At 62.6% G+C, this 26,195-nt stretch carries 30 protein-coding genes and 1 pseudogene; 17 read left to right on the top strand and 14 right to left on the bottom strand.

Translation table 11 applies throughout. From position 1 onward, the window contains the following. Nucleotides 1-49 precede the first annotated feature (49 nt). Entirely contained in the window at nt 50-1,051 is a 1,002-nt protein-coding gene (locus NKI99_RS11290; protein ID WP_352610842.1) for an NADP-dependent oxidoreductase, read from the top strand. Nucleotides 1,052-1,071: 20 nt separating this feature from the next. Here NKI99_RS11290 and NKI99_RS11285 read toward each other — a convergent pair whose 3' ends face one another. From NKI99_RS11285 to NKI99_RS11275, 3 genes are all read right to left on the bottom strand, one after another. Continuing rightward, entirely contained in the window at nt 1,072-1,545 is a 474-nt protein-coding gene (locus NKI99_RS11285) for a VOC family protein (protein ID WP_174800353.1), read from the bottom strand. A gap of 43 nt (nt 1,546-1,588) precedes the next feature. Continuing rightward, nucleotides 1,589-2,737, bottom strand: a complete 1,149-nt coding sequence (locus tag NKI99_RS11280) for an amidohydrolase (RefSeq protein WP_128305578.1) — start codon at nt 2,735-2,737, stop codon at nt 1,589-1,591. A gap of 163 nt (nt 2,738-2,900) precedes the next feature. Next, entirely contained in the window at nt 2,901-3,344 is a 444-nt protein-coding gene (locus NKI99_RS11275; protein ID WP_023809353.1) for an SRPBCC family protein, read from the bottom strand. A gap of 441 nt (nt 3,345-3,785) precedes the next feature. On the opposite strand from NKI99_RS11275, the gene NKI99_RS11270 reads away from it, so the two are divergent. Beyond that, entirely contained in the window at nt 3,786-3,929 is a 144-nt protein-coding gene (locus NKI99_RS11270) for a hypothetical protein (protein ID WP_023809352.1), read from the top strand. A 98-nt stretch (nt 3,930-4,027) separates the two neighbouring features. Here the strand turns inward: NKI99_RS11270 and NKI99_RS11265 are convergent, their stop codons facing one another. Continuing rightward, a complete protein-coding gene (locus tag NKI99_RS11265; protein ID WP_352581201.1) occupies nt 4,028-4,720 on the bottom strand; it encodes a DUF2270 domain-containing protein in 693 nt (230 codons plus the stop codon). A gap of 158 nt (nt 4,721-4,878) precedes the next feature. Between NKI99_RS11265 and NKI99_RS11260 the strand changes: the two genes are divergently transcribed. Together NKI99_RS11260 and NKI99_RS11255 are read left to right on the top strand one after the other, a co-directional pair. Beyond that, the gene (locus NKI99_RS11260; RefSeq protein WP_352610840.1) at nt 4,879-5,607 is read left to right on the top strand and encodes a gamma-glutamylcyclotransferase; all 729 of its coding nucleotides are present in this window, start codon (nt 4,879-4,881) and stop codon (nt 5,605-5,607) included. Nucleotides 5,608-5,803: 196 nt separating this feature from the next. Next, nucleotides 5,804-6,955: an acyltransferase family protein gene (locus NKI99_RS11255; protein WP_023809349.1), complete on the top strand. Its 1,152-nt coding sequence runs from the start codon at nt 5,804-5,806 to the stop codon at nt 6,953-6,955. Here NKI99_RS11255 and NKI99_RS11250 read toward each other — a convergent pair. The 5 genes from NKI99_RS11250 to NKI99_RS11230 form a co-directional block, all read right to left on the bottom strand. After that, complete coding sequence (locus NKI99_RS11250; protein WP_352610839.1) at nt 6,942-8,921, bottom strand: glycoside hydrolase family 127 protein; 1,980 nt, start codon at nt 8,919-8,921, stop codon at nt 6,942-6,944. The genes NKI99_RS11255 and NKI99_RS11250 overlap by 14 nt on opposite strands. A 23-nt stretch (nt 8,922-8,944) precedes the next feature. After that, nucleotides 8,945-9,802, bottom strand: a complete 858-nt coding sequence (locus tag NKI99_RS11245; RefSeq protein WP_127294878.1) for a carbohydrate ABC transporter permease — start codon at nt 9,800-9,802, stop codon at nt 8,945-8,947. After that, complete coding sequence (locus NKI99_RS11240) at nt 9,802-10,728, bottom strand: carbohydrate ABC transporter permease (protein WP_352610838.1); 927 nt, start codon at nt 10,726-10,728, stop codon at nt 9,802-9,804. Before NKI99_RS11240 ends, NKI99_RS11245 begins: the two co-directional genes overlap by 1 nt. 200 nt (nt 10,729-10,928) lie before the next feature. Further along, on the bottom strand, nt 10,929-12,176 hold the full coding sequence (locus tag NKI99_RS11235) for an ABC transporter substrate-binding protein (protein ID WP_128305584.1): 1,248 nt from the start codon (nt 12,174-12,176) through the stop codon (nt 10,929-10,931). A 63-nt stretch (nt 12,177-12,239) separates the two neighbouring features. After that, nucleotides 12,240-13,283, bottom strand: a complete 1,044-nt coding sequence (locus tag NKI99_RS11230; RefSeq protein WP_352610837.1) for a LacI family DNA-binding transcriptional regulator — start codon at nt 13,281-13,283, stop codon at nt 12,240-12,242. Nucleotides 13,284-13,902: 619 nt separating this feature from the next. Here NKI99_RS11230 and NKI99_RS11225 point away from each other — a divergent pair. Both NKI99_RS11225 and NKI99_RS11220 read left to right on the top strand, forming a co-directional pair. Then, nucleotides 13,903-14,106, top strand: a complete 204-nt coding sequence (locus tag NKI99_RS11225; RefSeq protein ID WP_023809343.1) for a hypothetical protein — start codon at nt 13,903-13,905, stop codon at nt 14,104-14,106. Nucleotides 14,107-14,111: 5 nt separating this feature from the next. Continuing rightward, nucleotides 14,112-14,303, top strand: coding sequence for a hypothetical protein (locus NKI99_RS11220; protein WP_023809342.1), 192 nt, complete (start codon nt 14,112-14,114; stop codon nt 14,301-14,303). Between the two features lie 28 nt (nt 14,304-14,331). Here the strand turns inward: NKI99_RS11220 and NKI99_RS11215 are convergent, their stop codons facing one another. Beyond that, nucleotides 14,332-14,598, bottom strand: a complete 267-nt coding sequence (locus NKI99_RS11215; RefSeq protein ID WP_023809341.1) for a DUF1488 family protein — start codon at nt 14,596-14,598, stop codon at nt 14,332-14,334. After that, nucleotides 14,595-14,843, bottom strand: a complete 249-nt coding sequence (locus tag NKI99_RS11210) for a hypothetical protein (protein ID WP_023760015.1) — start codon at nt 14,841-14,843, stop codon at nt 14,595-14,597. The genes NKI99_RS11215 and NKI99_RS11210 overlap by 4 nt, the downstream gene beginning before the upstream one ends. 250 nt (nt 14,844-15,093) lie before the next feature. On the opposite strand from NKI99_RS11210, the gene NKI99_RS11205 reads away from it, so the two are divergent. The 3 genes from NKI99_RS11205 to msrC all read left to right on the top strand — a co-directional run bounded on the left by NKI99_RS11205 (nt 15,094) and on the right by msrC (nt 17,875). Next, the gene (locus tag NKI99_RS11205; protein ID WP_128305587.1) at nt 15,094-15,456 is read left to right on the top strand and encodes a co-chaperone GroES; all 363 of its coding nucleotides are present in this window, start codon (nt 15,094-15,096) and stop codon (nt 15,454-15,456) included. Between the two features lie 33 nt (nt 15,457-15,489). Then, nucleotides 15,490-17,118, top strand: coding sequence for a chaperonin GroEL (gene groL, locus NKI99_RS11200; protein WP_128305588.1), 1,629 nt, complete (start codon nt 15,490-15,492; stop codon nt 17,116-17,118). A 259-nt stretch (nt 17,119-17,377) separates the two neighbouring features. Beyond that, a complete protein-coding gene (gene msrC, locus NKI99_RS11195; RefSeq protein ID WP_127271638.1) occupies nt 17,378-17,875 on the top strand; it encodes a free L-methionine (R)-S-oxide reductase MsrC in 498 nt (165 codons plus the stop codon). Between the two features lie 12 nt (nt 17,876-17,887). Here the strand turns inward: msrC and NKI99_RS11190 are convergent, their stop codons facing one another. The 3 genes and pseudogenes from NKI99_RS11190 to NKI99_RS11180 form a co-directional block, all read right to left on the bottom strand. Then, nucleotides 17,888-18,943, bottom strand: coding sequence for a YeiH family protein (locus NKI99_RS11190; RefSeq protein ID WP_128305589.1), 1,056 nt, complete (start codon nt 18,941-18,943; stop codon nt 17,888-17,890). Between the two features lie 139 nt (nt 18,944-19,082). Further along, on the bottom strand, nt 19,083-19,460 hold the full coding sequence (locus NKI99_RS11185; protein WP_352610836.1) for an ester cyclase: 378 nt from the start codon (nt 19,458-19,460) through the stop codon (nt 19,083-19,085). Between the two features lie 394 nt (nt 19,461-19,854). Continuing rightward, a pseudogene (locus NKI99_RS11180) lies at nt 19,855-19,971 on the bottom strand (cation transporter); the annotation flags it as partial. 312 nt (nt 19,972-20,283) lie between these two features. Between NKI99_RS11180 and NKI99_RS11175 the strand changes: the two are divergent. From NKI99_RS11175 to arsC, 8 genes are all read left to right on the top strand, one after another. Next, entirely contained in the window at nt 20,284-20,763 is a 480-nt protein-coding gene (locus tag NKI99_RS11175) for a GNAT family N-acetyltransferase (protein WP_352610835.1), read from the top strand. A gap of 15 nt (nt 20,764-20,778) precedes the next feature. Beyond that, on the top strand, nt 20,779-21,162 hold the full coding sequence (locus NKI99_RS11170) for an ACT domain-containing protein (RefSeq protein ID WP_023809332.1): 384 nt from the start codon (nt 20,779-20,781) through the stop codon (nt 21,160-21,162). 159 nt (nt 21,163-21,321) lie between these two features. Beyond that, nucleotides 21,322-22,755: an aldehyde dehydrogenase family protein gene (locus tag NKI99_RS11165; RefSeq protein WP_352610834.1), complete on the top strand. Its 1,434-nt coding sequence runs from the start codon at nt 21,322-21,324 to the stop codon at nt 22,753-22,755. A gap of 300 nt (nt 22,756-23,055) precedes the next feature. Further along, nucleotides 23,056-23,478, top strand: coding sequence for an antitoxin Xre/MbcA/ParS toxin-binding domain-containing protein (locus tag NKI99_RS11160; RefSeq protein WP_352610833.1), 423 nt, complete (start codon nt 23,056-23,058; stop codon nt 23,476-23,478). Beyond that, nucleotides 23,472-24,170, top strand: coding sequence for an RES family NAD+ phosphorylase (locus tag NKI99_RS11155; RefSeq protein WP_352610832.1), 699 nt, complete (start codon nt 23,472-23,474; stop codon nt 24,168-24,170). Before NKI99_RS11160 ends, NKI99_RS11155 begins: the two co-directional genes overlap by 7 nt. 71 nt (nt 24,171-24,241) lie before the next feature. After that, nucleotides 24,242-24,574, top strand: coding sequence for an ArsR/SmtB family transcription factor (locus NKI99_RS11150; RefSeq protein ID WP_352610831.1), 333 nt, complete (start codon nt 24,242-24,244; stop codon nt 24,572-24,574). 48 nt (nt 24,575-24,622) lie between these two features. Next, nucleotides 24,623-25,732: an ACR3 family arsenite efflux transporter gene (gene arsB / locus NKI99_RS11145; protein ID WP_502895837.1), complete on the top strand. Its 1,110-nt coding sequence runs from the start codon at nt 24,623-24,625 to the stop codon at nt 25,730-25,732. Beyond that, nucleotides 25,729-26,151: an arsenate reductase (glutaredoxin) gene (gene arsC, locus NKI99_RS11140; protein WP_023809326.1), complete on the top strand. Its 423-nt coding sequence runs from the start codon at nt 25,729-25,731 to the stop codon at nt 26,149-26,151. The genes arsB and arsC overlap by 4 nt, the downstream gene beginning before the upstream one ends. Nucleotides 26,152-26,195 lie beyond the last annotated feature (44 nt).

Raw genomic sequence — 26,195 nt, 5'->3', positions numbered from 1 at the left:
ATTTCACGCACATGCGGCTAGCCAAAAATACTCTCAGAAAGTCACTGCCATGAAGGCATTCGTCGTCGACAAGTATAGCAAGAAAGGCACGCTGCGGCTGGCCGAAATGCCGGAGCCGAAACTCGGGGACAGCGATGTCCTGGTCGAGGTCCACGCCGCGGCGGTGAACCTGCTCGATTCCAAGGTCAAAACCGGAGAGTTCAAGCTGATCCTACCCTATCGCCGGCCGTTCATCCTGGGTCACGACGTGGCCGGGAGGGTTGTCCGCGTGGGATCGACAGTCCGCAAGTTCAAACTCGGCGACGACGTCTATGCGAGGCCGCGCGATGGCCGGATCGGGACATTCGCCGAGTTCATAGCCATGGATGAGGCCGATGTAGCCCTGAAGCCCGGGAACCTCAGCATGGAAGAGGCGGCCTCGATCCCGCTGGTCGGCCTGACCGCCTGGCAGGCGCTCATCGAAAGGGCCAACCTGAAGAGGGGACAGAAGGTCTTCATTCAAGCCGGATCCGGCGGCGTGGGGACATTCGCCATCCAACTGGCAAAGCATCTCGGCGCGACCGTTGCGACCACCGCCAGCGCGGCGAGTGCCGGTCTGGTCAAGGGGCTCGGCGCCGATGTCGTCGTCGACTACAAGAAAGACGATTTCGAAAAAGTGCTGTCGGGCTACGACGTCGTCTTGAACAGCCAGGACACAAAGACACTTGAAAAGTCACTGAATGTGCTGAAACCGGGAGGCAAGCTCATCTCCATCTCCGGCCCACCGGATCCCGACTTCGCCAGGGAAAAGGGACTGAACATGGTGCTGAAGCTGGTGCTTCGCCTGCTGAGCCGCGGTATTCGAGCGAGAGCCAAGCGCCGTGGCGTGACGTTCTCGTTTCTCTTCATGTGGGCGCAGGGCGAGCAATTGAGCAAGATCGCATCGCTCATCGAAGCTGGTGCGATCCGCCCGGTTGTCGACCGGGTCTTTCCCTTCGAAGCCGCCAACGAGGCGCTGGCCTATGTCGAAACAGGACGCGCCAAGGGCAAGGTCGTCATCAAGGTCAGATAGCAACTCAGCTGCGATCGAGGTCAGCCGCGCCGGGCTGCATCGATCGCCGCGACGTCGATCTTCGTCATCTCCATCATCGCATCAAAGGCGCGTTTGGCTTCCTCGCCGCCGGCCGCCATGGCCTCGGTCAACGTGCGCGGCGTGATTTGCCAGGACACGCCCCATTTGTCCTTGCACCAGCCGCACGCGCTCTCCTGGCCGCCATTGCCGACGATGGCATTCCAGTAGCGGTCGGTTTCCTGCTGATCGTCGGTGGCGATCTGGAACGAGAAGGCCTCGCTCTGCTTGAATGTGGAGCCGCCGTTCAATCCGATGCAGGGAATGCCGGCAACGGTAAATTCGACCGTCAACACGTCGCCTTTCTTGCCGGACGGAAAGTCGCTCGGCGCACGGTGAACGGCGCCCACCCTGGTGTCGGGAAAGGTCTCCGCGTAGAAGCGAGCCGCAGCCTCGGCGTCCTTGTCGAACCAGAGGCAAATCGTGTTCTTTGGCATCGTTGGCATTGCGTGTTCCTTTCGGTGTTAGAGTTGGCGGAGGTCAGCCCAGCAAATTACGTGCCGTGCGCATGAAGATCCTTGACCCGATCGGGATCAGGTCGTCGGGAAAGTCATAGTCGGGATTGTGCAAGGCAGGGTGCCGCTCGCCTGCACCGAGGAAGAACATCGCCGACTTGGCACTATGGCCGAACAGGCCGAAATCTTCAGAGGCGCGCATCGGCAGGGCTTCTTCGCCGTGCGCGACGCCCTCTTCATCGAGCGCGCGCCGCAGATGCTCCACCGCGTCCGGCGCGTTGACGCTGGCGACGAAGATCTCGTGATAGTCCCAGCGGACGGAAAGGCGATGCTCGCCCGCGATCCTGGCGACCAGTGCTTCGGCAGCAGCGCACAGGTTTGCCATGCGCTCGTCACGCCGGGTGCGCAGCGTTGCCCACACCTCGGCGTGAGCCGGCGCGATGCCGAACACGGCTTCGCCCATCGCGGCATGGGTGACCGTCAGCATGGAGAAGTCGTTATCGGCGAAGGTCCCGCGCCCGAGCGCCGGCAGCGCCGGCATCAGCTCACTGATCGCCAGCATCGGCGAGATGCCGGTCTCCGGCATGGACGAATGGGCGGTCTTGCCTTCCAGCACGATGCGCATGCCGCGTGATGCACAGTTGACCACGCCGGCTTTGAGCCGCACCTCGCCGAACGGCACGCCGGGCAGGTTGTGCAATGAGAAAGCGAAATCCGGCACGATCTCGCCGAAGCGCGGATCGGCGACGACGCCGGCCGCGCCATTGCCGGTTTCCTCCGCCGGCTGGAACATCAGCACGACGCGGCCGCTTGCAGGCCTCTCGCGCCCCAACTGACGGCCAAGGGATGCCAGGATCGCGGTGTGTCCGTCATGGCCGCACATATGCGACTTGCCCGGTACGCGCGACGAATGCGGCACGCCTGAAAGTTCTTCGATAGGCAAGGCATCGAGTTCCGAACGGAACAGCACCGTCGGCCCCGCTTTGCCGCTGTCATATATGGCCGCGACGCCGTGCCCGCCGAGCTGTGTCAGCACCTTGTCCGGCCCCGTATCGGCGAGGAAGGCGACGACCTCTTTTGCGGTCTTCTCCTCTTCATTCGAGATTTCCGGTTGCTGATGCAGCTTGCGCCGCCATTCGGTTAGTTCGACAATGTCTCGATTGGTCAAAGTCATGCTTTTTCAGCCTCCGCTGCACTCTTCATTTCGTTGACACGTCCAGTCACAGGGGGTGTCAAACGCAATGATGAATTGCTAGCGATAAAGGGCAGTTCCCGCCACAGTCCAAGTTTCGGGCTTCGGCAGGCCAGAAACGACCGTTCTCCCAGCCACTCTCAGCCTATTGATTGATCTCGGGCTCGACGAGCTTTGCCAGATTTCTGAGCGACTCCTGCCAGCCGAGATAGCAGGCCTCGACCGGAATGACGTCCGGAATGCCCGCCTGGGTGATGTCGATTTCAGTGCCGACCGACACTTTTTTCAAGACCACGGTCACTCGTATCTCGCCGGGCAGGTTGGGATCGTCGAACCTGTCGGTGTAAAGCAGGCGCTCGCCCGGAACGAGTTCGAGATACTCGCCGCCGAAGGAGTGGCTGTCGCCGGTGGTGAAATTGCGGAACGACATCTTGAACGTGCCTCCGACCTTTGCCTCGAAATTATGGACCGTGCAGGTGAAGCCGTTTGGCGGAAGCCACTTGGCCAGCGCGTCCGCTTCAACGAAGGCGCGATAGACCTTTTCCGGGCTGGTCGTCAGAACGCGGTGCAAACGTACGGTGCCGGGCATTGCTGGATCCTTTCATGAATGCCTGTTCGATACCCCAAGGACGGACGAAGGCTAGCCAGTCCGACATTGGTTTGCGAATTTTTTGGGTTTGCGAATTTTTTGAGGGCGCACGGCCTGCGTCACCCACAGGCATGCCGTTCGACCCCGCGCCTGTCGGGCGAGGCGGCGGACGAACTGCACCGGCTCTGGAGCTGGCGTTCACCTGCTAAATCGGGTTCCTGAGCCATCTTGTTGTTCAGGCGCGGTTTTACCGATTGACGCGAACGGCCGCGCGTCGCGGCCAATGCTTCGAACGGGCTAAATAGGGCAGCGCGTCTTTGCCGTCCAAGTGCCGATCATTAGAATTTGCCTCTGATCAGAGTTGATTTCCTATCAGGCCGTTAATGCGGCCATGCTTTTAATAAGCATTTGCTAATAAATCCTCCGAACCTGAGGCAAGCAATGACCAAGAATCTCGGCAATGCACGTCATACGCCAGCGAAGGACCAGCAGGTCTCCCTTCTTGGCAAAGCCGCGCCGGCACTTTTTCCGCTGGTCGTGGCGGCACTGGGCTACATGATTGGCAAGCAGTTCTTCGGCATCTAGCCGCGAAGACAGGGTCTTCCGTTCCCCAAACGTCCCGGCGGATGTCAACGCCGCGGGGCGCCGTTGACATTGCAGCGGCGTGTCGCCGGACATCAACGTCAAACATGGACGTCGCCAAAGGACAGTTCGCCGTCGTCATCGGCCGTGAAAAAGACGATGGCAAGCAACCCGACATAGAATGCGGCCACAACAACCACGATCGCCACACCGGGAACGGGGCCAAGGGCGGCGCTGTCTAGGGCCTCGCGAAGCGAGCCGGCAAAGCCGGCCCTGACACCCACGGTTTGAAGGCTGGGTGTGGATATCTTGAGCACCCAGGCCAGCAACAGGATCAGAAACAGATAGATGTAATTTCGCCGCAGCCGACGGGCTAGCGCGACGCGCTGCGACAGCAGGAATTTCGGCGCGCGCAGGCCTTCGCCGACGATGAGCACCCAGTCCGAGGCGAAGTCGGGCTGTGGGGAAAAGATCTGGGCGAAATAGTGGCGTTCGAACTGGCGTACGCGCGCCCGATAGAAATCGAAGAACCGATAGCGGCGCGCCTCGATCCACAGCAGCAGCAGGATCAGCAGCATGGCGAACAGCAGCACGCCGTGATGCGCACTGGCCGTCGACAGCGATACCGAAAGCAGCGCCGCCACCACCGTGATTGCCCAGTTGGTTGTCCTGTCCAGCCGGTCGCGCCATCCTGCCATGCGAGCGATCTCGGCGCGGTGGAAATGGGACAGCGTGTTGACGCGCTCCGCCGATGAAAGGACGGGGCCAGCGGGCTTTGCCGACGCGTCGTTCATGGCATCCTCCGGCAAGGAACAGAACAGTTTGCCGGCAACATCGTTCCAAGACGCGTCACGCAAGAGCGGCATCGGCCACTCGTGATCTATCTCGGCTGCACGGCCCTTGAGAATCCTTCAGCCTTCGGCAACATGGCGGTAGGGCTGGGAGCGCGAAGATGAGCAAGGCTATTTCCACCGCATCATCGAGGGTCCCGCGCAAGGCGCCGATGGCTCTGACCGAGGATCTCATCGCGCGCACCATGCGTGCTGTCGAGGATGCCGGGCCGACGCCGGGCATGGTTCACATGACCGATGCCGACTATGCGCGCATCCGCGACGAGGTGCTGGCCGGCGCTCCGGCCGGGCCGCTGAAACTATTTGCCTATGGCTCGCTGTTGTGGAAGCCCGCCGGCGAGGTGAGGGGCGGAGAACGCGCGGTGGCCAGCGGCTGGCATCGTTCGTTCTGCTTCACGGTGCAGCGTTTTCGCGGCACGGTCGAGCAGCCCGGCCTGATGATGGCGCTCGATCGCGGCGGCCAGTGCCAGGGCATGGTGTTCGAGATCGCGGAGCCGCTGGCGGCTAACCTCGAAGCGCTGCTGCGCCGCGAAATGACCATCCTGCCCGCCGTCAACGTGCCGCGCTGGCTGCAGGTCAGGACCGAAGGCGGCCCATGTCGCGCGCTTGGCTTCGTCGTCGATCCCGCCAATCCGCGTTATGCCGGCAAGCTCGACAAGCAGGCGATCGCGGCGACGCTGGTGACAGCCGCCGGTCATTGGGGCTCGGGCGCGCAATATCTTTTCGAGACGATCCGCCACCTCGAAGCCTGCGGCATCCGCGACCGCAATCTGTGGCGGTTGCAGGAATTGGTGGCCGTGGAGATCGGGCTGACCATCGCCCAGAAGTGATCCGCCCAGAAGTGATCCGCTCAGACGCGGCACGCTTCAGTCGTGTTTGGCCCCGGATGTTTGCAGGCCACAGCACTTTTTGAAGCAAATCTCTGATTTCGAAAGTCTCCGCAGTGAGGGTTTAATGAATTGAAAACAGTTCTGGCCCAACGATGACCTGAACACCGGCGCAGGACACGGTGCGCGTGGGCAAATCATGAAATCCTCGACCGGAGAGCATTACCCAGCGCTGGATCATGTTCGTGGCCTGGCGGCCTTTCTTGTCTTTTCCTGGCATTTCCTTCATGCGTCTCCTGAAGGCCCGGTGCCTTATGACTTCGTGCCGGCTCTTCCCCTCTTCAGCGTTCTGGATGAAGGGCATACTGGCGTTTCCCTGTTCATGGCGCTTTCCGGGTACCTGTTCGCCAAGCTGCTCGATGGAAAGCAGATCAACTATCTGCCCTTCTTTGCCAACAGGGCCCTCAGGCTGCTTCCGCTTCTGCTGGTCGTGATATGTATCGAGGCTTGCCGCAGGTACCTGGCCGGACAGTCCCTCGACGGGTATTTCACGGGCGTCGGATTGGGGTTTCTTTTTCCCACCCTCCCGAATGGCGGCTGGTCGGTAACGATCGAAGCGCACTTCTACCTGTTGCTGCCGTTCTTGCTGATGGCATCCAGGCGGTTTGTGTTCGCGCCCTTGCTATTCATCGCGGCAGCCATTGTGCTGAGGTCCGTCCTGTATGTGCAGATCGGCGAAGTGCAGTCGGCGGCGTCCGTAACCATCATAGGCCATGCGGATCAGTTCCTGGCCGGCATTCTTGCCTTCCACCTGCGTGCCCACGCGAAGAACCAACACTGGCTGGCGCTGGCCGTTCTCATGGCTTTTTCGGGGTTCTTCTGGTGGTTCGATGCAGCCGGCGGATTTTACCAACTGGGCCGCTATCCGTCGCCTCATTGGATATGGATCATCCTGCCGACCCTGGAGGCGGCAGCCTATTCATTCGGCATCGCCTACTACGACACGAGCTTTTCGAAAAAGCGAACAAGCCCGCCGTTCAGGATACTGGAGAAGGCGGGGGCCTACAGCTATTCGATCTATCTTCTGCACCTGTTCTTCGTCATGCAATTGGCGGCGTTCATAGACACGAATGTCATGAGCATCAGCAATTTCTACGTCGCATGCCTCTGGTCCGCATTGTGCTTCGTGGCGACGATCCCGATCGGCTATCTCAGCTACACCTGCGTCGAGGCGCCATTCCTGCGCCTGCGTCTGCGCTATATGGACCGAAAGCCCGAAACTGCGGCATCGACCGCGGCTGAGCTTGGATCGGTCATCGCCCATAGACCGACCTCGTTCAGCCGTCCCTGAGCCACACCAGCATTTCGCCGGGCTCGCGGTTGTCCCAGGCGAAATAGGGAATGGCGGTCAGGCGCGTCTCGGCGGTGGTCGGCGGCTCGGGCCTGTAGAGCCCGTCCTGCCAGCCGTCGGGGACATCGGCAAGTGCCGCGGTCGACAGCGTCACCACGCCGCCGAGAAGTTCCGGCCGCTGCTGCGCTTCGATGGTGGCCGTCCGCGGCAGCGTCAGGCGATGCGGCTGGCTGTCATTGTCTGATGCCTCGACGCAATAGATCAGCGGGCCGCGTGACAGCGCGACGCGGCCGGCATCCTGGCGCACCTGCGGGTTGGCATAGAGCCGCTCGATCGGCATTTCGAGATCGAGCCGGACATCATCGCCCTTCGTCCATGTTCGCTTGATCGCGGCGTAGCCGTCGCTGGTGATCTCAGCCGGCTTGATGGCCTCGCCGTTCACCTTCAACTGGGCACTGGCGCTCCAGGCGGGAATGCGCAGGTGCAAGGTAAATTCGACCGGCGCCTGCGGCTCGAGCGTGATCTCGACGGCGCCGTCCCAGGGATAGCGGCTTGCCTGCGTCAAGCTCACCGGTGTGCCTGATATGTCGAAGCGAGCTGTCGAGTCGCCATAGAGGTGGATGGCCAACGCATCGTCGGCCAGGCTGTAGAAATAGCTGCCGATCGAGGCGACCATGCGCCCGATATTGGGTGGGCAGCACGGGCAGCGGTGCCATTTCCACCTGTTGTGCTTGCCCCGGCTTTCCAATGGATTCTCGTAGAAAAACAGCGAGCCGTCGAGCGACAGGCCCGAGATCGAACCGTTGTAGAGGGCGCGTTCCATCATGTCGGCGTAGCGCGCGTTCGGCCCCATGCCGAGCATGCGGCTGGCCCAGAACACCAGGCCCACCGCTGCACAGGTCTCGGCATAGGCGCTCTCGTTGGGCAGGTCGTAGTCGCTGGTGAACCCCTCATTGTGCGCCGATGGTCCCAGTCCGCCGGTGATATAGAGGCTCTTGGTGGTGAGATCGTCCCACAGAAGGTCGAGTGCCGACCGCAGCGTGTCGTCGCCATATTCAGTGGCGATGTCGGCCATGCCCGAATAGAGGTACATCGCTCTGACCGCATGGCCGACGACCTTGTGCTGTTCGCGCACCGGGATGTGCGACTGGCTGTATTCATAGGTCTTGAAATGATAGGCCTTCGGGTCGGCGCCGCGGGCGCGGGCCTCCTCGTCGAAATAATGTGGCTGCTGCCCGCGCTGGTCGATGAAGTATTTGGCCAGCTCCATGTATTTCCGCTCGCCGGTCACCCGCGCCAGCTTGACCAGTGCCAGCTCGATCTCCTCATGACCGCAATAGCCCTTCTTCTTGCCGGGCTCGGGGCCGAGCACCGACGCGATATGGTCGGCATAGCGGCACATGATATCGAGCAGCTTGCGTTTTCCCGTCGCCTGGTAGTAGGCGACCGCGCCCTCGATCAGGTGGCCGGCGCAATAGAGTTCGTGGCAGTCGCGCAGATTGGTCCAGCGCTTGCCGGGCTGGATGCGCTGATACCAGCTCGAGAGATAGCCGTCCTCCTGCTGCAGCTTGCCATACATGTCGATGACGGCATCGATCTTCTTCTCCAGTTCGGGGTTTTTGCGCCGGTAAAGCGAATAGGCCGCGGTCTCGATCGTCTTGCCGAGATCGGAATCCCAGAACATCTGCGTGGTCACCGTCGATCCGGTGAATTCTGCGCCCTGGCGATCGGCTTCGTCGGGAGAGGGCGAGTGAAAGGGGATGATTATGCCGGGCGAGGGGCGGCCCGGATCGATCTGCTCCAGCATGCGGGCCTCGACGCAGCGCTCGTAGAGGATGTCGGCGGTGCGTGTGGCGACAGCGTCGGCGCGGTCGCCCCAGAAGCCGTGCACGTCGACCTGCGGCACCGGCAGCGGGCGGAAGGCGAGCTTCGGTTTTCCGGTTTTTGCGGATGGCGATGCGGTCATGAAACTTACTCCATTCGGTCTGTCTATTTGACGGCCCCGGCCATCAGGCCGCGGATGTAGAAGCGCTGCAGCGCCAGGAACAGGATCAGGCACGGCACCATCATCACGGTGACGCCAGCCTGCACCGCGCCCCAGTCGATGGCGCCGAAGCGGCCCGACTGCAGTGCGGTCATCATCACCGGCAGCGTGAACTTGGATTGGTCGGTCATCAGCACGAGGGCGGCGAGGAATTCGTTCCAGGCGCCGAGGAAGGCAAACAGGGCGATGGTGACGACGCCCGGCCAGACCAGCGGCAGCATCACCTTCAAAAGCATTGTGAGATTGCTGGCACCGTCCATGCGGGCGGCCTCCTCGATTTCGCGCGGCACGGCGTCGAAGGCGTTGCGCATCATGAAGATCGAGAACGGCAGTTGCAGCGTCACATAGACGCCGACCAGGCCGGTCAGGGTGTTGTGCAGGCCAAGCTTGGTCAGCACCAGGAAGATCGGCGTCAGGATCGACTGGAACGGGATCATGATCGTCGACAGGATGAGGATAAAGAACAGGTCCTTGAACGGAAACCGAAAGCGCGAAAAGCCGTAGCCGGCCAGCACGCTGACGGCGACCGAGAGCACGACGGTCATCACCGAGACATAGATGCTGTTTTGCGCCGAAGCCCACAGCCCGTCACCGAAGCTGTTGAGCGTGGCATAGTTCTCCAGCGAGAACCCCGACGTCGGCCAGGGCGGCAGCGGCGGCAGGCGTGCTTCGGCCGCCGGCTTGAACGCCGACAGCACCGCCCAAACAATCGGCGCGGCAAACAGCACCGAGGCGATGATGCCGGTCGAATGCTCTGCGACGCGGCTCAGGAGCCGGCGGCTACGGGAGGCGGCCTGCGCCATCAGTCGAGACCCTCCGGCTTGCGCAACAACCATAGCTGGACGAGGCTGAGCGCCACCAGGATAACCAGCAGCACCATGGAAAGTGCCGCGCCATAGCCGAGCTTGAACGACACGAAGGACTGGTTGAAGATCCAGTAGACCGCCGTCAGCGTCTGGTTGCGCGGGCCGCCGCGCAGGATGATGTAGAATTGGTCGAAGGCGAGGATCGAGCCGGCGACCGACAGGATCAGCGCCAGCGCCAGCGTGCGACGCATCAGCGGCAAGGTGATCGCCCTGAACCTGGCGAAAGGCCCGGCACCGTCGATGACGGCCGCCTCCTGCAGGTCCTGCGGGATCGATTGCAGGCCGGCCATCAGGATGATCATGGTGAAGCCGGCGACCTTCCAGACGACCATGGCGATGATCGACCAGAAGGCCGGCTGAAAGGTGGCCAGAAGGTTGAACTTCCTGTCGATCAGTCCGAGGTCGTAAGCGGCCGGGCTGAACAGGCCGGAATCGACATTCAGCAACCACGACCAGAGCAGGCTGGCCGAGGCGAAACCGACAACCGCCGGCATGAAGAACATGGTGCGGTAGAGATTGGTCAGCGGCCGCGGCCGTTCGACGAACAGCGCCAGCGGAAAGGCCACCACGAAGATCGCGATGGTGACGATCACCGTGTAGAAGGCGGTGAAGCGCAGCGCGTTCCAGAACCTGGTGTCGCGCAGGATGGCGACGTAATTGCCGAGGCCGATATAGCTGTGCTCGCCCATCAGCGGCCAATTGTGTAGCGACATCCACGCCGTCATGCCGAGCGGGATCAGGAAAAAGACGATGACCAGCGCGACAGCCGGCGCGACATAGAGCAGGCCGATCCATTGTTGGCGGCTGGCGACCCTGCGGGCGCTGGGCGGGGCGGGGCTTGCTGCGGTTGTGATAGAGCTCATGCCGTGCCTGTTCTTCCGTCGGATACAGTTGGCCGCCCCACCTCCCCCTTGTGGGGAGGTCGGACCGAAGGTCCGGGTGGGGGGTACTGGCGCTGACCCCCACCCCGCTGCTTTGCAGCGACCCTCCCCACAAGGGGGAGGGTAAAGAACGCGCCGGCCACCCGCCCAGGGAGACAGGCGGGCGGCCGGAAGGCGGCCGCTTATTTTTGCGGCGCCTGGTCGATGATCGACTGCATCGTCTCTTGTGCGTTGGCTATGGCGCCATCGACATCGTCGCCGAAGAAGACCTCGTTGATCATCTGCGTCCACGGCCCGTTGGCGGAGTTGATCAGGTCGTTGAACACCACCGAATAGGGTGTCTTGCCCTTGGCCATGGCCTCGGCGGCGATCTGGTAGCGCGGATCGAGATCCTTCAGCGCCTCCTTGGCGATGTCGCCGCGCACCGGCAGGCTGCCGTATTTGGCGAGGATGGTCTGGCCCTCGAGCGAATAGGCGAAATCGAGGAACTCCTTCACCACCGGCAGTTTCGTGGTGCCCTTGGTGACGACGAAATTGTCGCCGCCGGCAAAGGACGACCAGCCGCTGTCCTTGCCCGGCAGGAAGGTGACGCCGTAATCGATATCGGGATACTGGGTGTTGAGCGCGCCGATGGCGAAGGCGCCGGATGGCGAGATGCCGATATTGCCGGCGGCAAATGCCGCAAAGAAGTTGGCGCCGGTATCGGTCTGCGCGCCCGCCGGCACCAGATCCTTCTTGACCATCGAGCGGTAGAGATCGATGGCGCCGCGCAGCTGCGGGCTGTCCAGCGTCGCCTTCGAGCCGTCTTCGCTCAGGATGTCGCCGCCCGACGCCCAGATCAGGGGTGTGAAAGTGAAGATGTTGCAGCCGCCGCAATTGCCGGAGAAGTAGAAGCCCTTGATGTTGCCGCCGAGCGCGTTGACCTTCTCGGCATCGGCCGCGATCTCGGCCCAGTTGGCCGGACCTTTTTCGGGGTCGAGGCCGGCCTGCTTGAACAGCTTCTTGTTCCAGATCAGCACCGAGGCGTCGGCGGAGAACGGCAGCCCGTAAATGTGATCCTTGTAGGTTCCGGTCTTCACATGCGCCGGCGACAAGCTGGCAAAATAGGGCAGGGACTTTGCCCAGTCGGTGATGTCCTCCAATTGGCCGGCTGCGGCGAAGGACGGCGTGTAGATCAGGTCGAGCGACAGCGCGTCGGGCGCCGTGCCGCCGGCGGCCGCGGCACCGTATTTCGGGATGATCTCGGCATTGGGAATAATGTCGAGCTTGACCTGGTTGGTGTGCGCCTTGTTGTAGGCATCGACGATCCTCGGCATGAAATTCGAGCCGTCGGCGCGCACCCAGATGTTGGCCGTCTCGGCGGCGGCAGTGCCGAGACCGCCACCCAAAACAGCAGCGGCCAGGGTCAGTTTGGCAATCAGGTTCCTCATGTTCTCCTCCTCCAAGGTTGGCCGCGGGCCGCGGCTTGGCGCCGATTGCGCGGCGCTTCGTTTTCAGCCACCCGGCGGATGGCCGCATGACTGCCGCACCACCAGCCGGCACGGCAGTTTTCGAATGCCTGGCGCGGCGGGCTTGCCGCCGACCAGCGAAAGCAGGGTCAACCCGGCCTCGCGCCCGAGCGCGACCAGGTTCATGTCGACAGAGGTCAGCGGCGGGCGCGTCGCCTCGGCCACGATCTCCCAATTGTCGAAACCGATGACGCCGACATCCCTGGGGACGTCGAGCCCGCGTTCGCGCAGAGCATCGATGACGCCGCGCGCGATCTGGTCGTTGCCGCAGAAGACCGCGTCCGGCCTTTCGCTTTTGCCGTCAAACAGTTGCGCAACCGCCTGGTGACCCCAGGCTTCCGACCAGGAGCCGAGCAGCGGCTCGCTGACCGTCAGGCCGTTTTCGACGAGCACGTCGCGGTAAGCCTGGACGCGCGCGTGCACCACGGCAAAGCTCGCCGGCCCGGTGACGTGGGCGATGCGCTTGCGGCCCAGCCGGCAGAAATGCTCGACGGCCAGCCGGGCGCCGCCAACATCGTCCGAGACGAAAGCGACGGCGTCGGGATCTGGCTGCGTGAAAGCATAGATCACCGGGACGCGCAGATTGGAGAGGTCGACGGGGAGATGGCGATCGATGCGCTTGCCGGTGGCGATGATGCCGTCCACGCGCTTGTCGAGCATGGCGTCGACATGCATCTGGCCCAGCCGCGGATCCTCCTCGACATTGCACAGGAACACCGAGACGCCATTGTCGACCAGCGCGTCCGAAATGCCCGACATCAGCGGCAGCGAGAAGCGGCCATAGGTATCGTTGGTGAGCAGGCCGACGGTGAAGCTGCGGCGCCGGAGCAGGCTTTGCGCCAGGCTGTTGGGCCGGAAGCCAAGCCGCCGGGCGGTCTCGCGAATGCGTTCGCGCGTCTCGGCTGTCATCCGGCCCTGGCCGTTGAGCGCCTTGGATGCGGTGGCGACGCTGACTCCGGCCTGGGCGGCCACGTCACGCAAGGTGACTGGCTTGGAAAAGACCGGAACAGGCAGATCGTCCGATGGCATCGCGCCGAGATCCTTGGTTGGGAAAAGGTTTTCTCTTACCGAGCCGGATGAGGCCCGGCAGGTGGCCGAGCCCGACGACGATTGTTTGGGAAAACCTTTTCTCAGAAGAAGCTAAGCCAGATCGAATCGCTGTTCAAGGGGAAAAGTTGGTTGGCCTCCGCTCCTCTCCTCCAAAATGCAACGCGGGGTAAAAGCAGCCTCGGAAGCGCGTAGCTCTGGGGAAGAACGTCAGTCGCAGTGCTGGAGGCCCTCGGTCGAGACGGGGCGGGCTGCCGCTTGGGGCGTGAAGGATCGCAACTCTGCGCCGGAAGCGAGACCCGGCAAGGTTGGCTGGCGAACGCTCTGAAACTCGATCCGAAAATTCTGAACAATCCCTCGGGAGACGGCAAATCTCTGAAGCCTCGGTTCGATCCCGAGGCGAGGCCCCCAAAATTTGGCGTCCCAATCTGCCCCGGGCGCAGTCAGTTCCCACGAATAGATTGTGTGTTGCGAAGGCAGTACGGACTGGCCGTCAAAGCAATCCTGTCTTGAATTTGGCATGCAGGCGCTCGCGAAAAGAGTGCTATGGAAGGGGTGCGAGCGTAGTTGCTTCGCTTTTCCCTGACATTCGAGGCCTTTCGTGCGTGAACCGTCGCTGCTGCCCGTCTTTGGAAAACTTGGCCTCAAGGCCCCTGTCGCCTTGGCGGCGGCACCGGTCTCGTCGGCAGGTGTGCCGCACCTGCGGAAGCTTCTGGCCGTGCATGGCGGCATGGTGCTGAAACTGTCGGTCGTCGCCTGGACGGTGCTGATCCTGGGCGCCGTGTTTTTCACGATGCAAGGCTGACCGCCATGGCCAACCGCTACACGCTGCGCATGGAGCTTCCCCAGAGCTGGAGCATCATCGATGTCTTCACCGGCCAGCCTGCGGTTGTCCGGCAAAAGGTGATGGTCGGGATGGGGCCGCGCGAGGCCGAGGACATGGTCGTGCAGATGAATGTCCGCGACGTCAGACGCCGCGAAAGGGCCGAGCGCAAGACCTGATCGCGGTCAGCGCCAACTCGCCGCCATTTCAGCCGAAATCGGCCGCCGTCAGCACATACATGCTCTTGCGGGTGCGGTCATAGGCCTTCGACGCCACCTCGCGGATGGCGCTGCTCTCGGTGTCGAATGTCTGGAGATAACCGGCTTCATCGGCAGCTGTGCCCGGCCGCATCTTGGCCATGGCGTCGGCAGCGACGGAAAACGAGATCTGAAACATGCCGTCATGGCCAACGAAACGAATGCGCTGGCCCGCTTCGTCATAGCTGCGGCTGCGGTTGGGAAAGGTGAGGCTCATGTCTTGGCCTCCGTGGCTTTCTTGGTCACCCGCTTCTTCTTCGGCGTCGGATTGAGGGCCTCGGCGACACGATCGGCCTCTTCCTTGGCCAACCGAAGCTCCCTCAGCCTTGCCGTCTTGATCTCCCTGGCTCTTGCCTCGGACATATATTCGGCGGTCGCCTTGTTTTTCTCCGCTGTCTTCTTTTGCTTGTCGACAAAGCGGGCTTCAGCTTTTTCCATGATCGTCTGATTGCCTTCGGCCATCGAAGAAATCTCCCTTGTGCCTGAAATCGTGAAAGTGAACTTGTCCGATAAATAGGCACTCGATCGGCAAAATTCAATCTTTTGAATTATTTGACATTCTGCGGATATCACGAAACGGCCAGCCGAAATAATACTTTTGAATATTTAATGTGGTCCGCGAATAATTTTTGGCACTCCTATCTATCGAGTGCCAACGCGTCTATAGAGGAGGGGCGTGGCCGCCTGTGCCGGCCCCAGAAAGAAAGTTCCCATGAAATTTCGGCCACTCCACGACCGCGTCGTCATTCGTCGCGCCGAAGGCGATATCAAATCCAAGGGCGGGATCATCATCCCCGACACTGCCAAGGAAAAGCCGCAGGAGGGCGAAGTCATCGCCGTCGGCCCTGGCGCACGCGACGAAAACGGCGCGCTTGTTCCGCTCGACGTCAAAGCCGGCGACTTCATCCTGTTCGGCAAATGGTCGGGCACCGAGGTCAAGATCGACGGCGAGGACCTTCTGATCATGAAGGAAGCCGACATCATGGGCGTCATCGACAAGAGCGAGACCGGGATCATCGACAAGGGCGAGACGGCTGTAACCGACAAGACCGTGGCCGCCAAGAAAGCTGCCTGACCTCATTTTCTCCGAACGAACTGGATAAAAATCATGTCTGCCAAGGAAATCAAATTCTCCACCGATGCGCGCGACCGCATGCTGCGCGGCGTCGAGATCCTCACCAATGCGGTGAAGGTCACGCTCGGCCCCAAGGGCCGCAACGTCATCATCGACAAGGCCTATGGCGCGCCGCGCATCACCAAGGACGGCGTCACCGTCGCCAAGGAAATCGAGCTTGCCGACAAGTTCGAGAACATGGGCGCCCAGATGGTGCGCGAAGTGGCCTCGAAGACCAACGACCTCGCCGGTGACGGCACCACCACCGCCACGGTGCTGGCCGCCTCGATCCTGCGCGAAGGCGCCAAGCTGGTCGCCGCCGGCATGAACCCCATGGATTTGAAGCGCGGCATCGACCAGGCGGTTTCCGCCGTGGTCAAGGAAATCCAGGCGCGCGCCAAGAAGGTCAAGTCGTCGGCCGAGATCGCACAGGTCGGCACCATCGCCGCCAATGGCGATGCCAGCGTCGGCGAGATGATCGCCAAGGCGATGGACAAGGTCGGCAATGACGGCGTCATCACCGTCGAGGAAGCCAAGACCGCAGAGACCGAACTCGATGTCGTCGAAGGCATGCAGTTCGACCGCGGCTATCTCTCGCCCTATTTCGTCACCAATGCCGACAAGATGCGCGTCGAGCTGGAAGAGCCCTACATCCTCATCCACGAGAAGAAGCTTGGCAATCTGCAGGCGATGCTGCCGATCCTCGAAGCGGTGGTGCAGAGCGGCAGGCCGCTGCTGATCATCTCCGAGGACGTCGAGGGCGAGGCTCTGGCGACGCTGGTCGTCAACAAGCTGCGCGGCGGCCTCAAGGTCGCGGCCGTCAAGGCGCCGGGCTTCGGCGATCGCCGCAAGGCGATGCTGGAAGACATCGCCGTGCTGACATCAGGCCAGATGATCTCCGAGGACCTCGGCATCAAGCTTGAAAACGTCACCATCGAGATGCTCGGCCGCGCCAAGCGTGTGCTGATCGAGAAAGACACCACCACGATCATCGACGGTGCCGGCACCAAGGCGACGATCCAGGCGCGCGTCGCCCAGATCAAGGGCCAGATCGAGGAGACGACCTCCGACTACGACAAGGAGAAGCTGCAGGAGCGGCTGGCCAAGCTCGCCGGCGGCGTAGCCGTCATCCGCGTCGGCGGCGTCACCGAGTCGGAAGTCAAGGAAAAGAAGGACCGCATCGACGATGCGCTGAACGCCACCCGCGCGGCGGTCGAGGAAGGCATCGTGCCCGGCGGCGGCGTGGCTCTGCTGCGTGCCCGCTCGGTACTTGGCGGCCTGACCGGCGCCAATGCCGATGTCACGGCCGGCATCACGATCGTGCTGCGGGCGCTCGAAGCGCCGATCCGCCAGATCGCCGAGAATTCCGGCGTCGAGGGCTCGATCGTCGTCGGCAAGCTCACCGACAGCAAGGACCACAATCAGGGTTTTGACGCCCAGAACGAGGTCTATGTCGACATGATCAAGGCAGGCATCGTCGATCCGGCGAAAGTGGTGCGCACCGCACTGCAGGATGCCGGTTCGATCGCGGCCCTTCTGATCACCGCCGAAGCGATGATCACCGACGTTCCGCCGAAAGACGCTGCCCCGGCGGGCGGCGGTGGCGGTATGGGCGGCTACTAAAACCCGGGACTTGTCCGATCTGTTTGAGAGGTGAATGACGGCCCCGATCGGGGCCGTCATGATTCTCAAGATGATCGCAAAGTTTACGCATAGCTGCCTTGCCGTCCGGCTCAGCGCCGGGAGGCACCCCTGATCTTGCGGCTTTCGGAGGGGACGCAATCCACGCTAGACTGTGCAGGCGGCCGTCCTGGTTGCGGAGCTCGCCGGGACTTTGTGAAGCGATCGGACGAACCGCTATCCTCGATACGGAGACACGTTCATGTTTGCGGCCAAGGCCATCGATACCTCAGACAAGGCCGCGTTCTACCGCGACCTCGCCACTCAGCTTAAGGCGCTGCTCGACGGCGAGCGCGATTCGATCGCCAACGCCGCCAACACCGCAGCACTCATCTTCCAGATGGTGCCGGACCTCAACTGGGCCGGGTTCTATTTCCTGCAGTCGGACGAGGAAATGGTGCTCGGGCCGTTCCAGGGCAAGCCGGCCTGTGTGCGCATCGCCGTCGGCAAGGGCGTGTGCGGAACGGCGGTCGAACTCGGCACCTCGATGCTGATCAAGGACGTGCATGATTTTCCCGGCCACATCGCCTGCGATGCCGACTCGCGCTCGGAACTGGTGGTGCTGCTCGAGGACGATGAAGGCGTCTTCGGCGTGCTCGATCTCGACAGTCCGCTGCCCGGCCGCTTCGACAAGGCCGACCAGGCCGGCATCGAGACGCTGGCGGCGATCTATGCCGCGTCGAGTTCGTTCGAGGACTAGGCCCGGTTTAGACTAGGCGAATTTCACCAGCAGCAGGCTGAAGCAGCCGATGAACAGGAAGGCCGAGAAGGCGAGCGCCAAGGGGCGCAGGCCGCGTGAGCGCAACTGCGAGATGTCGGCCTGCAGGCCCATGGCGGCCAGCCCCATGGTCAGCATGATGGTGGTGGCGAGCGCCATTGCCGATTTCACCTCGGCCGGCACGGTGACGAGGCTGTTCAGCGCCACGATGGCGACGAAGGCGGCGACGAACCACGGCATGGGCGGCCGCGCCGCCACCTCACTGCTGCTCCTGCGGCGCGCCATCAGGCCGAGCGCGACGACCATCGGCGCCAGCATGGCGACGCGGGTCAGCTTGGCGACGGTGGCGATCTCGCCGGACTGGGTGCCGTTCTGGAAGCCGGCGCCGATGACTTGCGCCACTTCATGGATCGAGGCGCCGGCCCACAGGCCGAAAGCGTGCTGGTCGAGGCCGAGCATGGGCGCCATGAGCGGGAAGCCGAGCATGGCGACGGTGCCGAACAAGGTGATCGAGGCGACGGCGTAGGTGACGTCCTCGTCGCGCGCATCGGTGACGATGTTGGTGGCGACGATAGCCGAGGCGCCGCAGATCGAGGTGCCGGCGGCGATCAGCTGCGCCAGCTTGGCGTCGACGCCGATCAGCCGACCGAGCGTGATGGTGAAAACGAAGGTGGCACCAAGCGTGGCCGCGACAATGCCGACGCCGCCGGCGCCGATCGAGACGACTTGGCCGAGCGTCAGCTGGAAGCCGAGCAGCACGATGGCGAAGCGCAACAGGCGCCTTTGCGAGAATGCGATACCGGCTTTGGCGTGCACCGGTGTGCCCAGCACGTTGGAGTAGATCATGCCGGCAACGACGGCCAGGATCATCGGGCTGAACAAGGCGAAGCCGGAGACATTGCGGGCCGAGAAGGCGACCGCAGTGATCATCGTGACCAAGACGATGCCGGGGACGATGCCATTCCAGTTGAGGGATTTCCGTCCTGGTGTCAGATCGGCAGGAAAAGCGCTTTTCGGAATATCGTTCGCGAAGTGGGAAATGGAAGACAATGCAATGCTCCGGACGGGTGTGCCGGAGGAATGCCATTCCTCAAATAATCTTTCCAACGAATTATTTTCGTCATAATGATCGGTTTTTACGAACGATCGGTCGGGCATTGGCTGTGCGTCATCTTCTGGCCGACCTGGATTAAAGCTGCGCTTCGATCGCCGCCTTGTCGATCACCGACCAGACGTTCCTGATTGTGTCGTCGCGGAATTCATAGAAGACGTTCTCACTGAAGGAGATCTTCCGGCCGTTGATGGGCAGGCCGAAGAAGGTTCCCTTCGGCGTGCAGTTGAACTGGAGCCGGCTGGCTATGAACGGCGGTTCGGCGATTTGCAGTTGGATGTCGAAATAGAGGTCTGGGATCTCCCGAAAATCGCGCTCCAGCATTTCGCGGTACCCCGCCAGCCTGACGCGGTCGCCATTGTAGTGGACCTCGTCATGGACGAAGCGATGCAGATTTTGCCAATCCTGATTGTTGAGGCAGGCGATGTAGCCTCGATAGAGGTCGGTAACGGTCACGGCGATGGCTCCGGTGCTTGGTCTGGGTCGAGCAAAAAGATAGAACGACTGCGGGTGCAGTCCAGATGCGACATCGCCTGCCGGCGCGCCGCCTAGAACATGCCGCGGTCGTTGCTCCGCTGGTCGTCGTCCACCAGATGCGGCTGATAGATTCCCGTCCGCGCCGTCCGCCGCCAAGGCCGGGCCGGGTCCGCCGGATTTGTGTGGATATCGGCGACGGCGATGGAGGGTGTTCCATCGGCCGGGCATTGCGCCGCCCACCGGCCGCCGGGGGCAACGATTCCCGAAGGCGCGGTCAGGCTGTGTTGCGCGGGGAGGGAGAAACCGGCCCAGTAATTGTTGCTTGCCGCGTCCCTGCATCTCGACGGCGAAAGCCGGGCCGTCGGCGGCGGTGATTGTCGGATGCGTCCTCCAGAAAATCGATGCTGTCCGCGAACAGCGATGCCGATCCGATCCAGACGGCTACGGCAAACTCGATCCCGAAATAGGCCAGGTTCAGGATGGCAACCATCCGCACCCTTGTTCAGCGTTCCGGTCCTATTTTGTCCATCGATCAATTGCCGTTTATCGCAAGGCCCGCAGCGATTCATGACATGAGACATTACCGATCGAGCAGCCGCCTTGACAGCGCCACGCATCATGTTCCAGCTTGGCGCCATGTTCGTCCTCGCGCCCGCCAACACCAAGCGACGCCGCACCTGCACAGGGCGGAGCGGCAGACTGATTGCGCGACGACAAAGACCGGCAGGATAGATCCGGTTCGTTCGTTTCCAGCCCCGCCCGCGACACCGCCGGCGGGGTTTTTCATATCTGGAGCACTTTGATGACCAACAATTCTTCTATCCGGCTTCGGCCCGCCGAGCCCGCTGACGCCATCGCGATCCGGGATATCGTTCGTGCCGCCTATGTCAAATGGGTGCCGGTGATCGGCCGCGAGCCGCTGCCTATGCGCGCCGACTACGACAAGGCTGTTGCCGAGCATCCGTTCGATCTCGCCGTCGAGGATGGCGGCATTGTCGGGATGATCGAAACCATCCTGGCCGCAGATCACCTCTGGATCGAGAATGTCTGCGTGGCACCGGATGCGCAGGGGAGAGGGATTGGCCGGCTGTTGCTGGAGCTGGCCGAGCGCAAGGCAATCGAAGCAGGACGTGCCGAGCTTCGCCTGCTGACCAATGGCGCCTTCGAGGCGAATGTGTCGCTCTACAAGAGGCAGGGCTATGTCATCGATCGGGAAGAGCCGTTCATGGGCGGCATGACGGTCTATATGAGCAAGAGGCTCGCGGGATTACCGGCAATCTGACGAAGGAGTTCGATAATGGCTGCCAGGGTCAGGCTTAAGCAACTTCTAGGGCTTTACGCGGTTTCCCGGCTGGAGGCGGGCGAGATCATTCCCGGTTGGGCGGACGGGCCAGGCTTCGTCAGCATCACAAGGACTGACGACGAGCTTTCGATCGTTTGCTTGCAGGACCGCGTGCCGCATGCCGTCAAGCAGGATATCGACTGGGTGGCCTTCAAACTCGAGGGCCCGTTTGCCTTCGATGAAACCGGTATCGTGCTGTCGGTTATCAGGCCGTTGTCGGAAAACGGGTTGGGCATCTTCCTGGTGTCCACTTTCGATGGTGACCATCTGTTGGTGAAAGCGACGGATCAGGCCGCCGCGAGGCGGTTTCTGGTCGAGGCCGGGCATATCTTGCTGTAGTCCATCCTCACCACTACTCGCTGGCCCAACCGCTCTGGCTCAATCACTGCCGCACTGGCTCAACGACTTCGGGGGTTGCGTTTGACAGCGGCGTTTGTGCATCGTTATCTCCAGCCAGATATGACGGCCCGGCGCGGCCATGCGGCCAAGGAGAAAACCATGTCACACAATCTGCAATTCTATATCGATGGCGCGTGGGTCGATCCTGTTGTGCCCAACACATTGGACGTCATAGATCCCTCGAATGAGGACGCCTTTGCGCAGATTTCGCTAGGCTCCAAGGCCGATGTCGACAAGGCGGTGGCTGCCGCCAAGCGCGCCTTCAACAGCTTTGGTTTTACAGAGGTTGGTGAGCGGCTCGACCTGCTGAACCGCATCATCGCGGTCTACAAGAAGCGCAGTGGCGATCTTGCCGTCGCTGTGTCCCGCGAGATGGGTGCGCCGCGCCAGATGGCGTTGGACAGCCAGGTCGGCATCGGTCTTGCGCATCTGCAGAAGATGGCCGACGTGCTGAAGAGTTTCGAATTCCGCAACGTCAAGGGCAACCATCTGGTGGTCAAGGAGCCGATCGGCGTCGTCGGGCTGATCACGCCGTGGAACTGGCCGCTCAACCAGATCACCTGCAAGGTCGGTCCGGCGCTTGCTGCTGGCTGCACCATGGTGCTGAAGCCCTCCGAGATCGCGCCGCTCGACGCCATCATCTTCGCCGAAATCCTGGACGAGGCCGGCGTGCCGAAGGGCGTCTTCAACCTCGTCAATGGCGACGGTCCCGGCGTCGGCCAGGCGCTGTCCAGCCATCCCGACATCGACATGATGTCATTCACCGGCTCGACCCGCGCCGGCATCCTGGTGGCCAAGGCCGCCGCCGATACGGTCAAGCGCGTGCACCAGGAGCTTGGCGGCAAGTCGGCCAACATCCTGTTCGGGGATGTCGACCTCGCAAGCGCCGTCAGCAAGGGCGTCGCCGGCTGCTTCAGCAACAGCGGCCAGTCCTGCAATGCGCCGACGCGCATGTTCGTGCCGCGCGACCGCCATGAAGAGGCGGCCGGCTATGCCAAGGCCGCGGCGGAAAAGTTCACCGTCGGCCCCGCTGACGCCGCCGGCACCAAGCTTGGCCCGGTCGTCAGCCAGGTTCAGTTCGACAAGATCCAGGACCTGATCCAGGCCGGCATCGATGAAGGTGCGACGCTGGTGGCGGGCGGCCCAGGCCGGCCGGCCGAGCTTAACCGCGGCTACTATGTCAGGCCGACGGTGTTCGCCGACGTCACCCACGACATGCGCATCGCGCGCGAGGAGATCTTTGGGCCGGTGCTGGCGATCATGCCCTACGACAGCGTCGACGAGGTGGTCGAGACCGCCAACGACACCGTCTATGGCCTTGCCTCCTACATCCAGGCCAAGGACATGAAGAAGGCGCGCGAAGTCGCGGCGCGCATGCGCACCGGCAATGTCTACATCAACTATCCCCAATGGGACGCCGGCCTGCCGTTCGGCGGCTACAAGCAGTCGGGCAATGGCCGCGAGTATGCCGAATACGGGCTCGAGGATTTCCTCGAGATCAAGGGCATCGCAGGGTATGAGGCGGCAGAGTAGGCGGGGTACTGGCGGCGACTTTCAGGACTTGGGTTCCTCGCCCTCGCAAAGCGGGGGAGAGGTGGCCGCGAAGCGGTCGGAGAGGGGGCTGCGACGCTGGCAAGTTCCCTCTAAATCACCTAAGGCCGCGCCGCCCCCGCTCCGTCTCGGCTTCGCCGAGCCACCTCTCCCCCACTTCCGTGGGGGCGAGGAACCCAAGCCCTGCCTCGTCCCGCCATCCTCTTCCCATCAAGATGCGGTTGGACTTATCTTGCCAATTGGCAAATACATGCTATATGTCTGCCAATAGCGAGGCACAAAATGCAGCTTCAGTCCATCGTCACCACGCCGGCCACGGTCGGAGCCGCTATCTCGGATGAAGAAGCTGGCGCGCTGGCGCGCACCACGGTCAACCTGTTCAAGGCCTGGAATCTCACCGACCTGGAGGCCTGCATCCTGCTCGGCGGCATGTCGGCGCGGACCTGGGCGCGTTGGAAGACTGGGGCGAAGGAAGGCGGCGTCGGCAGGATCGACCGCGATCTTCGCACACGCATGGCGCACCTGATGGGCATCCACAAGGGCCTGCGCTATCTGTTCACGGAGCCGGCGCGCGGCTATGCTTGGATACGCAAGCCCAATGCCACCTTCGGCGGCCAGTCGGCCCTCGACCTGATGCTGCGCGGCGAAATTTCCGATCTATCGGCGATGCGCGAATGGCTCGATGCGGAGCGTGGTGCATGGTGAGTGGGCTTGCGGTCCGGCGCGGCGTCCATTGGCACCAGACCTTCCGCATCATCCGCTCCATCCATCCGCCCATCGACCTCTTCGAGGACATTGCCGACCCGCGCGACTGGGAGGCGCTTGCCGCCGTCGAGGCGAAGACAAACCCGCGCATAAGGTTCGAGATCGGCGATCTCGGCAAGGTGTCGGCCGCAAGGCGGGTTTCCGGCCCCGGCGCCAGCTTCGTGATGGCGCCCTTCGTGCACTGCTCGACGCTGAGGCCAGGCCGCTTCTCGGATGGCAGCTACGGCATCTACTATGCGGGCGACAGCGAGGACGTCGCGCTGGCCGAGACCATCCACCACCACCAGAAATTCATGCGTGCCACCAACGAGGGACCGGGCTGGACGGCTGACTTCCGCGTGCTGATCGGCAGCGTCGACCGCGACCTAGATGACGTCAACGCCGTGCCCGGCGTGCTCGACCCGGACGACTATTCCGCCTCGCAGGCGGAAGGGCGGGCGCTGCGGGCAGCAGGCAGCGACGGGCTGGTGTGGAACAGCGTGCGCATGCCGGGCGGCGGCTGCATCGGCATCTTCTGGCCCGATGTCATTACCATTCCAGTCCAGGGCCGCCACTACAGCTACCACTGGGACGGCGCCCGCGTGGACTTCGTGCGCCAGCACGATACGGGAAAGGTGCTGGCCGTCACCTGATGGTGGGCGGACCCTTTACAGATCGTGGGGGAGTCGGTATCACGAATCCATAAATCCAAGGATTCGGATATATGGATAAGAAGGGTACTTTGAACGCGCTGGCCGCACTTGGCCAGGAGACGCGGCTGGATGTCTTCCGGCTGCTCGTGCGTGCCGGTCCGGAAGGCATTCCGGCGGGCGAGATCGCAACGAGGCTGGACACGGTCCAGAACACCATGTCGGCGCATCTGAAGGTGCTCGCCCATGCCGGGCTGATCCGTCCCGAACGCGACGGAAGGACCGTGCGCTATGTCGCCGACATGACCGGCTTGCGCGACCTGCTGGCCTATCTGATGGAAGATTGCTGCAATGGCGCGCCGGAGCTCTGCCGTCCCGTCATCAATGCCGTGACCTGTGACTGCTGAGGGGCTTGTGACTGTCCGCCGCGCGCCGTTCGAACAAGGAAAGCCATCATGACCGATCACGCTCTGAACGCGGGCGAGGCGACGCGGCCCGGCATCGGCTTCGTAGAGAAGTATCTGACGGTGTGGGTGGCATTGTGCATCGTCGCGGGCATCGCACTTGGCCATCTGCTGCCAAGCGTGTTCGGCGCCATCGCGTCGGCCGAGATCGCCAGGGTCAACATTCCTGTCGCCGTGCTGATCTGGCTGATGATCGTGCCGATGCTCTTGCGCGTCGATTTCGCCTCGCTGGCCAGGGTCAGCACCTATTGGCGCGGCATCGGCGTGACGCTGTTCATCAACTGGGCGGTGAAGCCGTTTTCGATGGCGCTGCTGGGCTGGCTCTTTATCGGCTGGCTGTTCCGGCCGTGGCTGCCCGCCGTGCAGATCGATTCCTACATTGCCGGGCTGATCATCCTTGCTGCGGCGCCCTGCACGGCGATGGTTTTCGTCTGGTCGAACCTGACGCGCGGCGAGCCGAATTTCACACTTTCGCAAGTGGCGCTCAACGACTCGATCATGATCGTCGCTTTCGCGCCCATCGTCGGCCTGCTGCTCGGCCTGTCGACGATCACCGTGCCATGGGGCACGCTGATGCTGTCGGTCGCACTCTACATCGTCGCGCCGGTGATCGTCGCGCAGCTGGTTCGGGGCCGGCTGCTGGCAGCGAGGGGACAGGTCGGGCTCGATGCCCTGCTTGCCACGCTGCAGCCCTTGTCGCTGACTGCCTTGCTGGCGACGCTGATACTGCTGTTCGGCTTCCAGGGCGAGCAGATCATTGCGCAGCCGCTGGTGATCGTGCTGCTGGCAGTGCCGATCCTGATCCAGGTCTATTTCAACTCCGGTCTTGCCTATCTGCTCAACCGCCTCAGCGGCGAGCGGCACTGCGTGGCTGGACCATCGGCGCTGATCGGCGCGTCGAACTTCTTCGAGCTGGCGGTGGCCGCCGCGATCGCGCTGTTCGGGCTGAATTCGGGCGCGGCCCTTGCCACCGTGGTCGGGGTGCTCATCGAGGTTCCGGTCATGCTGTCGGTGGTGTGGATCGTGAACCGCAGCAAGGGCTGGTACGAGAAGGGTGGCGCCGTCCGGAATACCATGTCGACTGGGAAGGCCTCGAAATGACCATCACCATCTACCACAACCCCGATTGCGGCACGTCGCGCAACACGCTGGCCATCATCCGGCAGTCGGGCGAGGAGCCGGAGGTGATCGAATATCTGAAGACGCCGCCGTCGCGACAAAGGCTAGTCGAACTGATCGCCGCGATGGGCATCACACCGCGAGACCTGCTGCGCGAGAAGGGCACCCCCTATGCCGAACTCAGCCTTGCCGACCCGAAATGGTCCGACGAGCAGATCGTCGATTTCATGCTGGCACATCCGATCCTTATCAACCGGCCGATCGTGGACAGCCCGCTCGGCGTCGTCCTTGCACGGCCGTCGGAAAAGGTGCTGGACATCCTGCCCAACCCGGAGATCGGTGCGTTCACCAAGGAGGATGGCGAGGTGATCACAGGCGCCTCGGGCAAACGCGCCGGCTGATGTTATTTCCATATTTTTCGAAATTAAGTTGACGGCGCGAAAAG

It is taken from the genome of Mesorhizobium sp. M0239 (genome assembly GCF_040321815.1).
GTDB lineage: Bacteria > Pseudomonadota > Alphaproteobacteria > Rhizobiales > Rhizobiaceae > Mesorhizobium.
The sequence above is the reverse complement of the archived record's forward strand: the minus strand, read 5'-3'. Positions and strand labels throughout refer to the sequence as shown.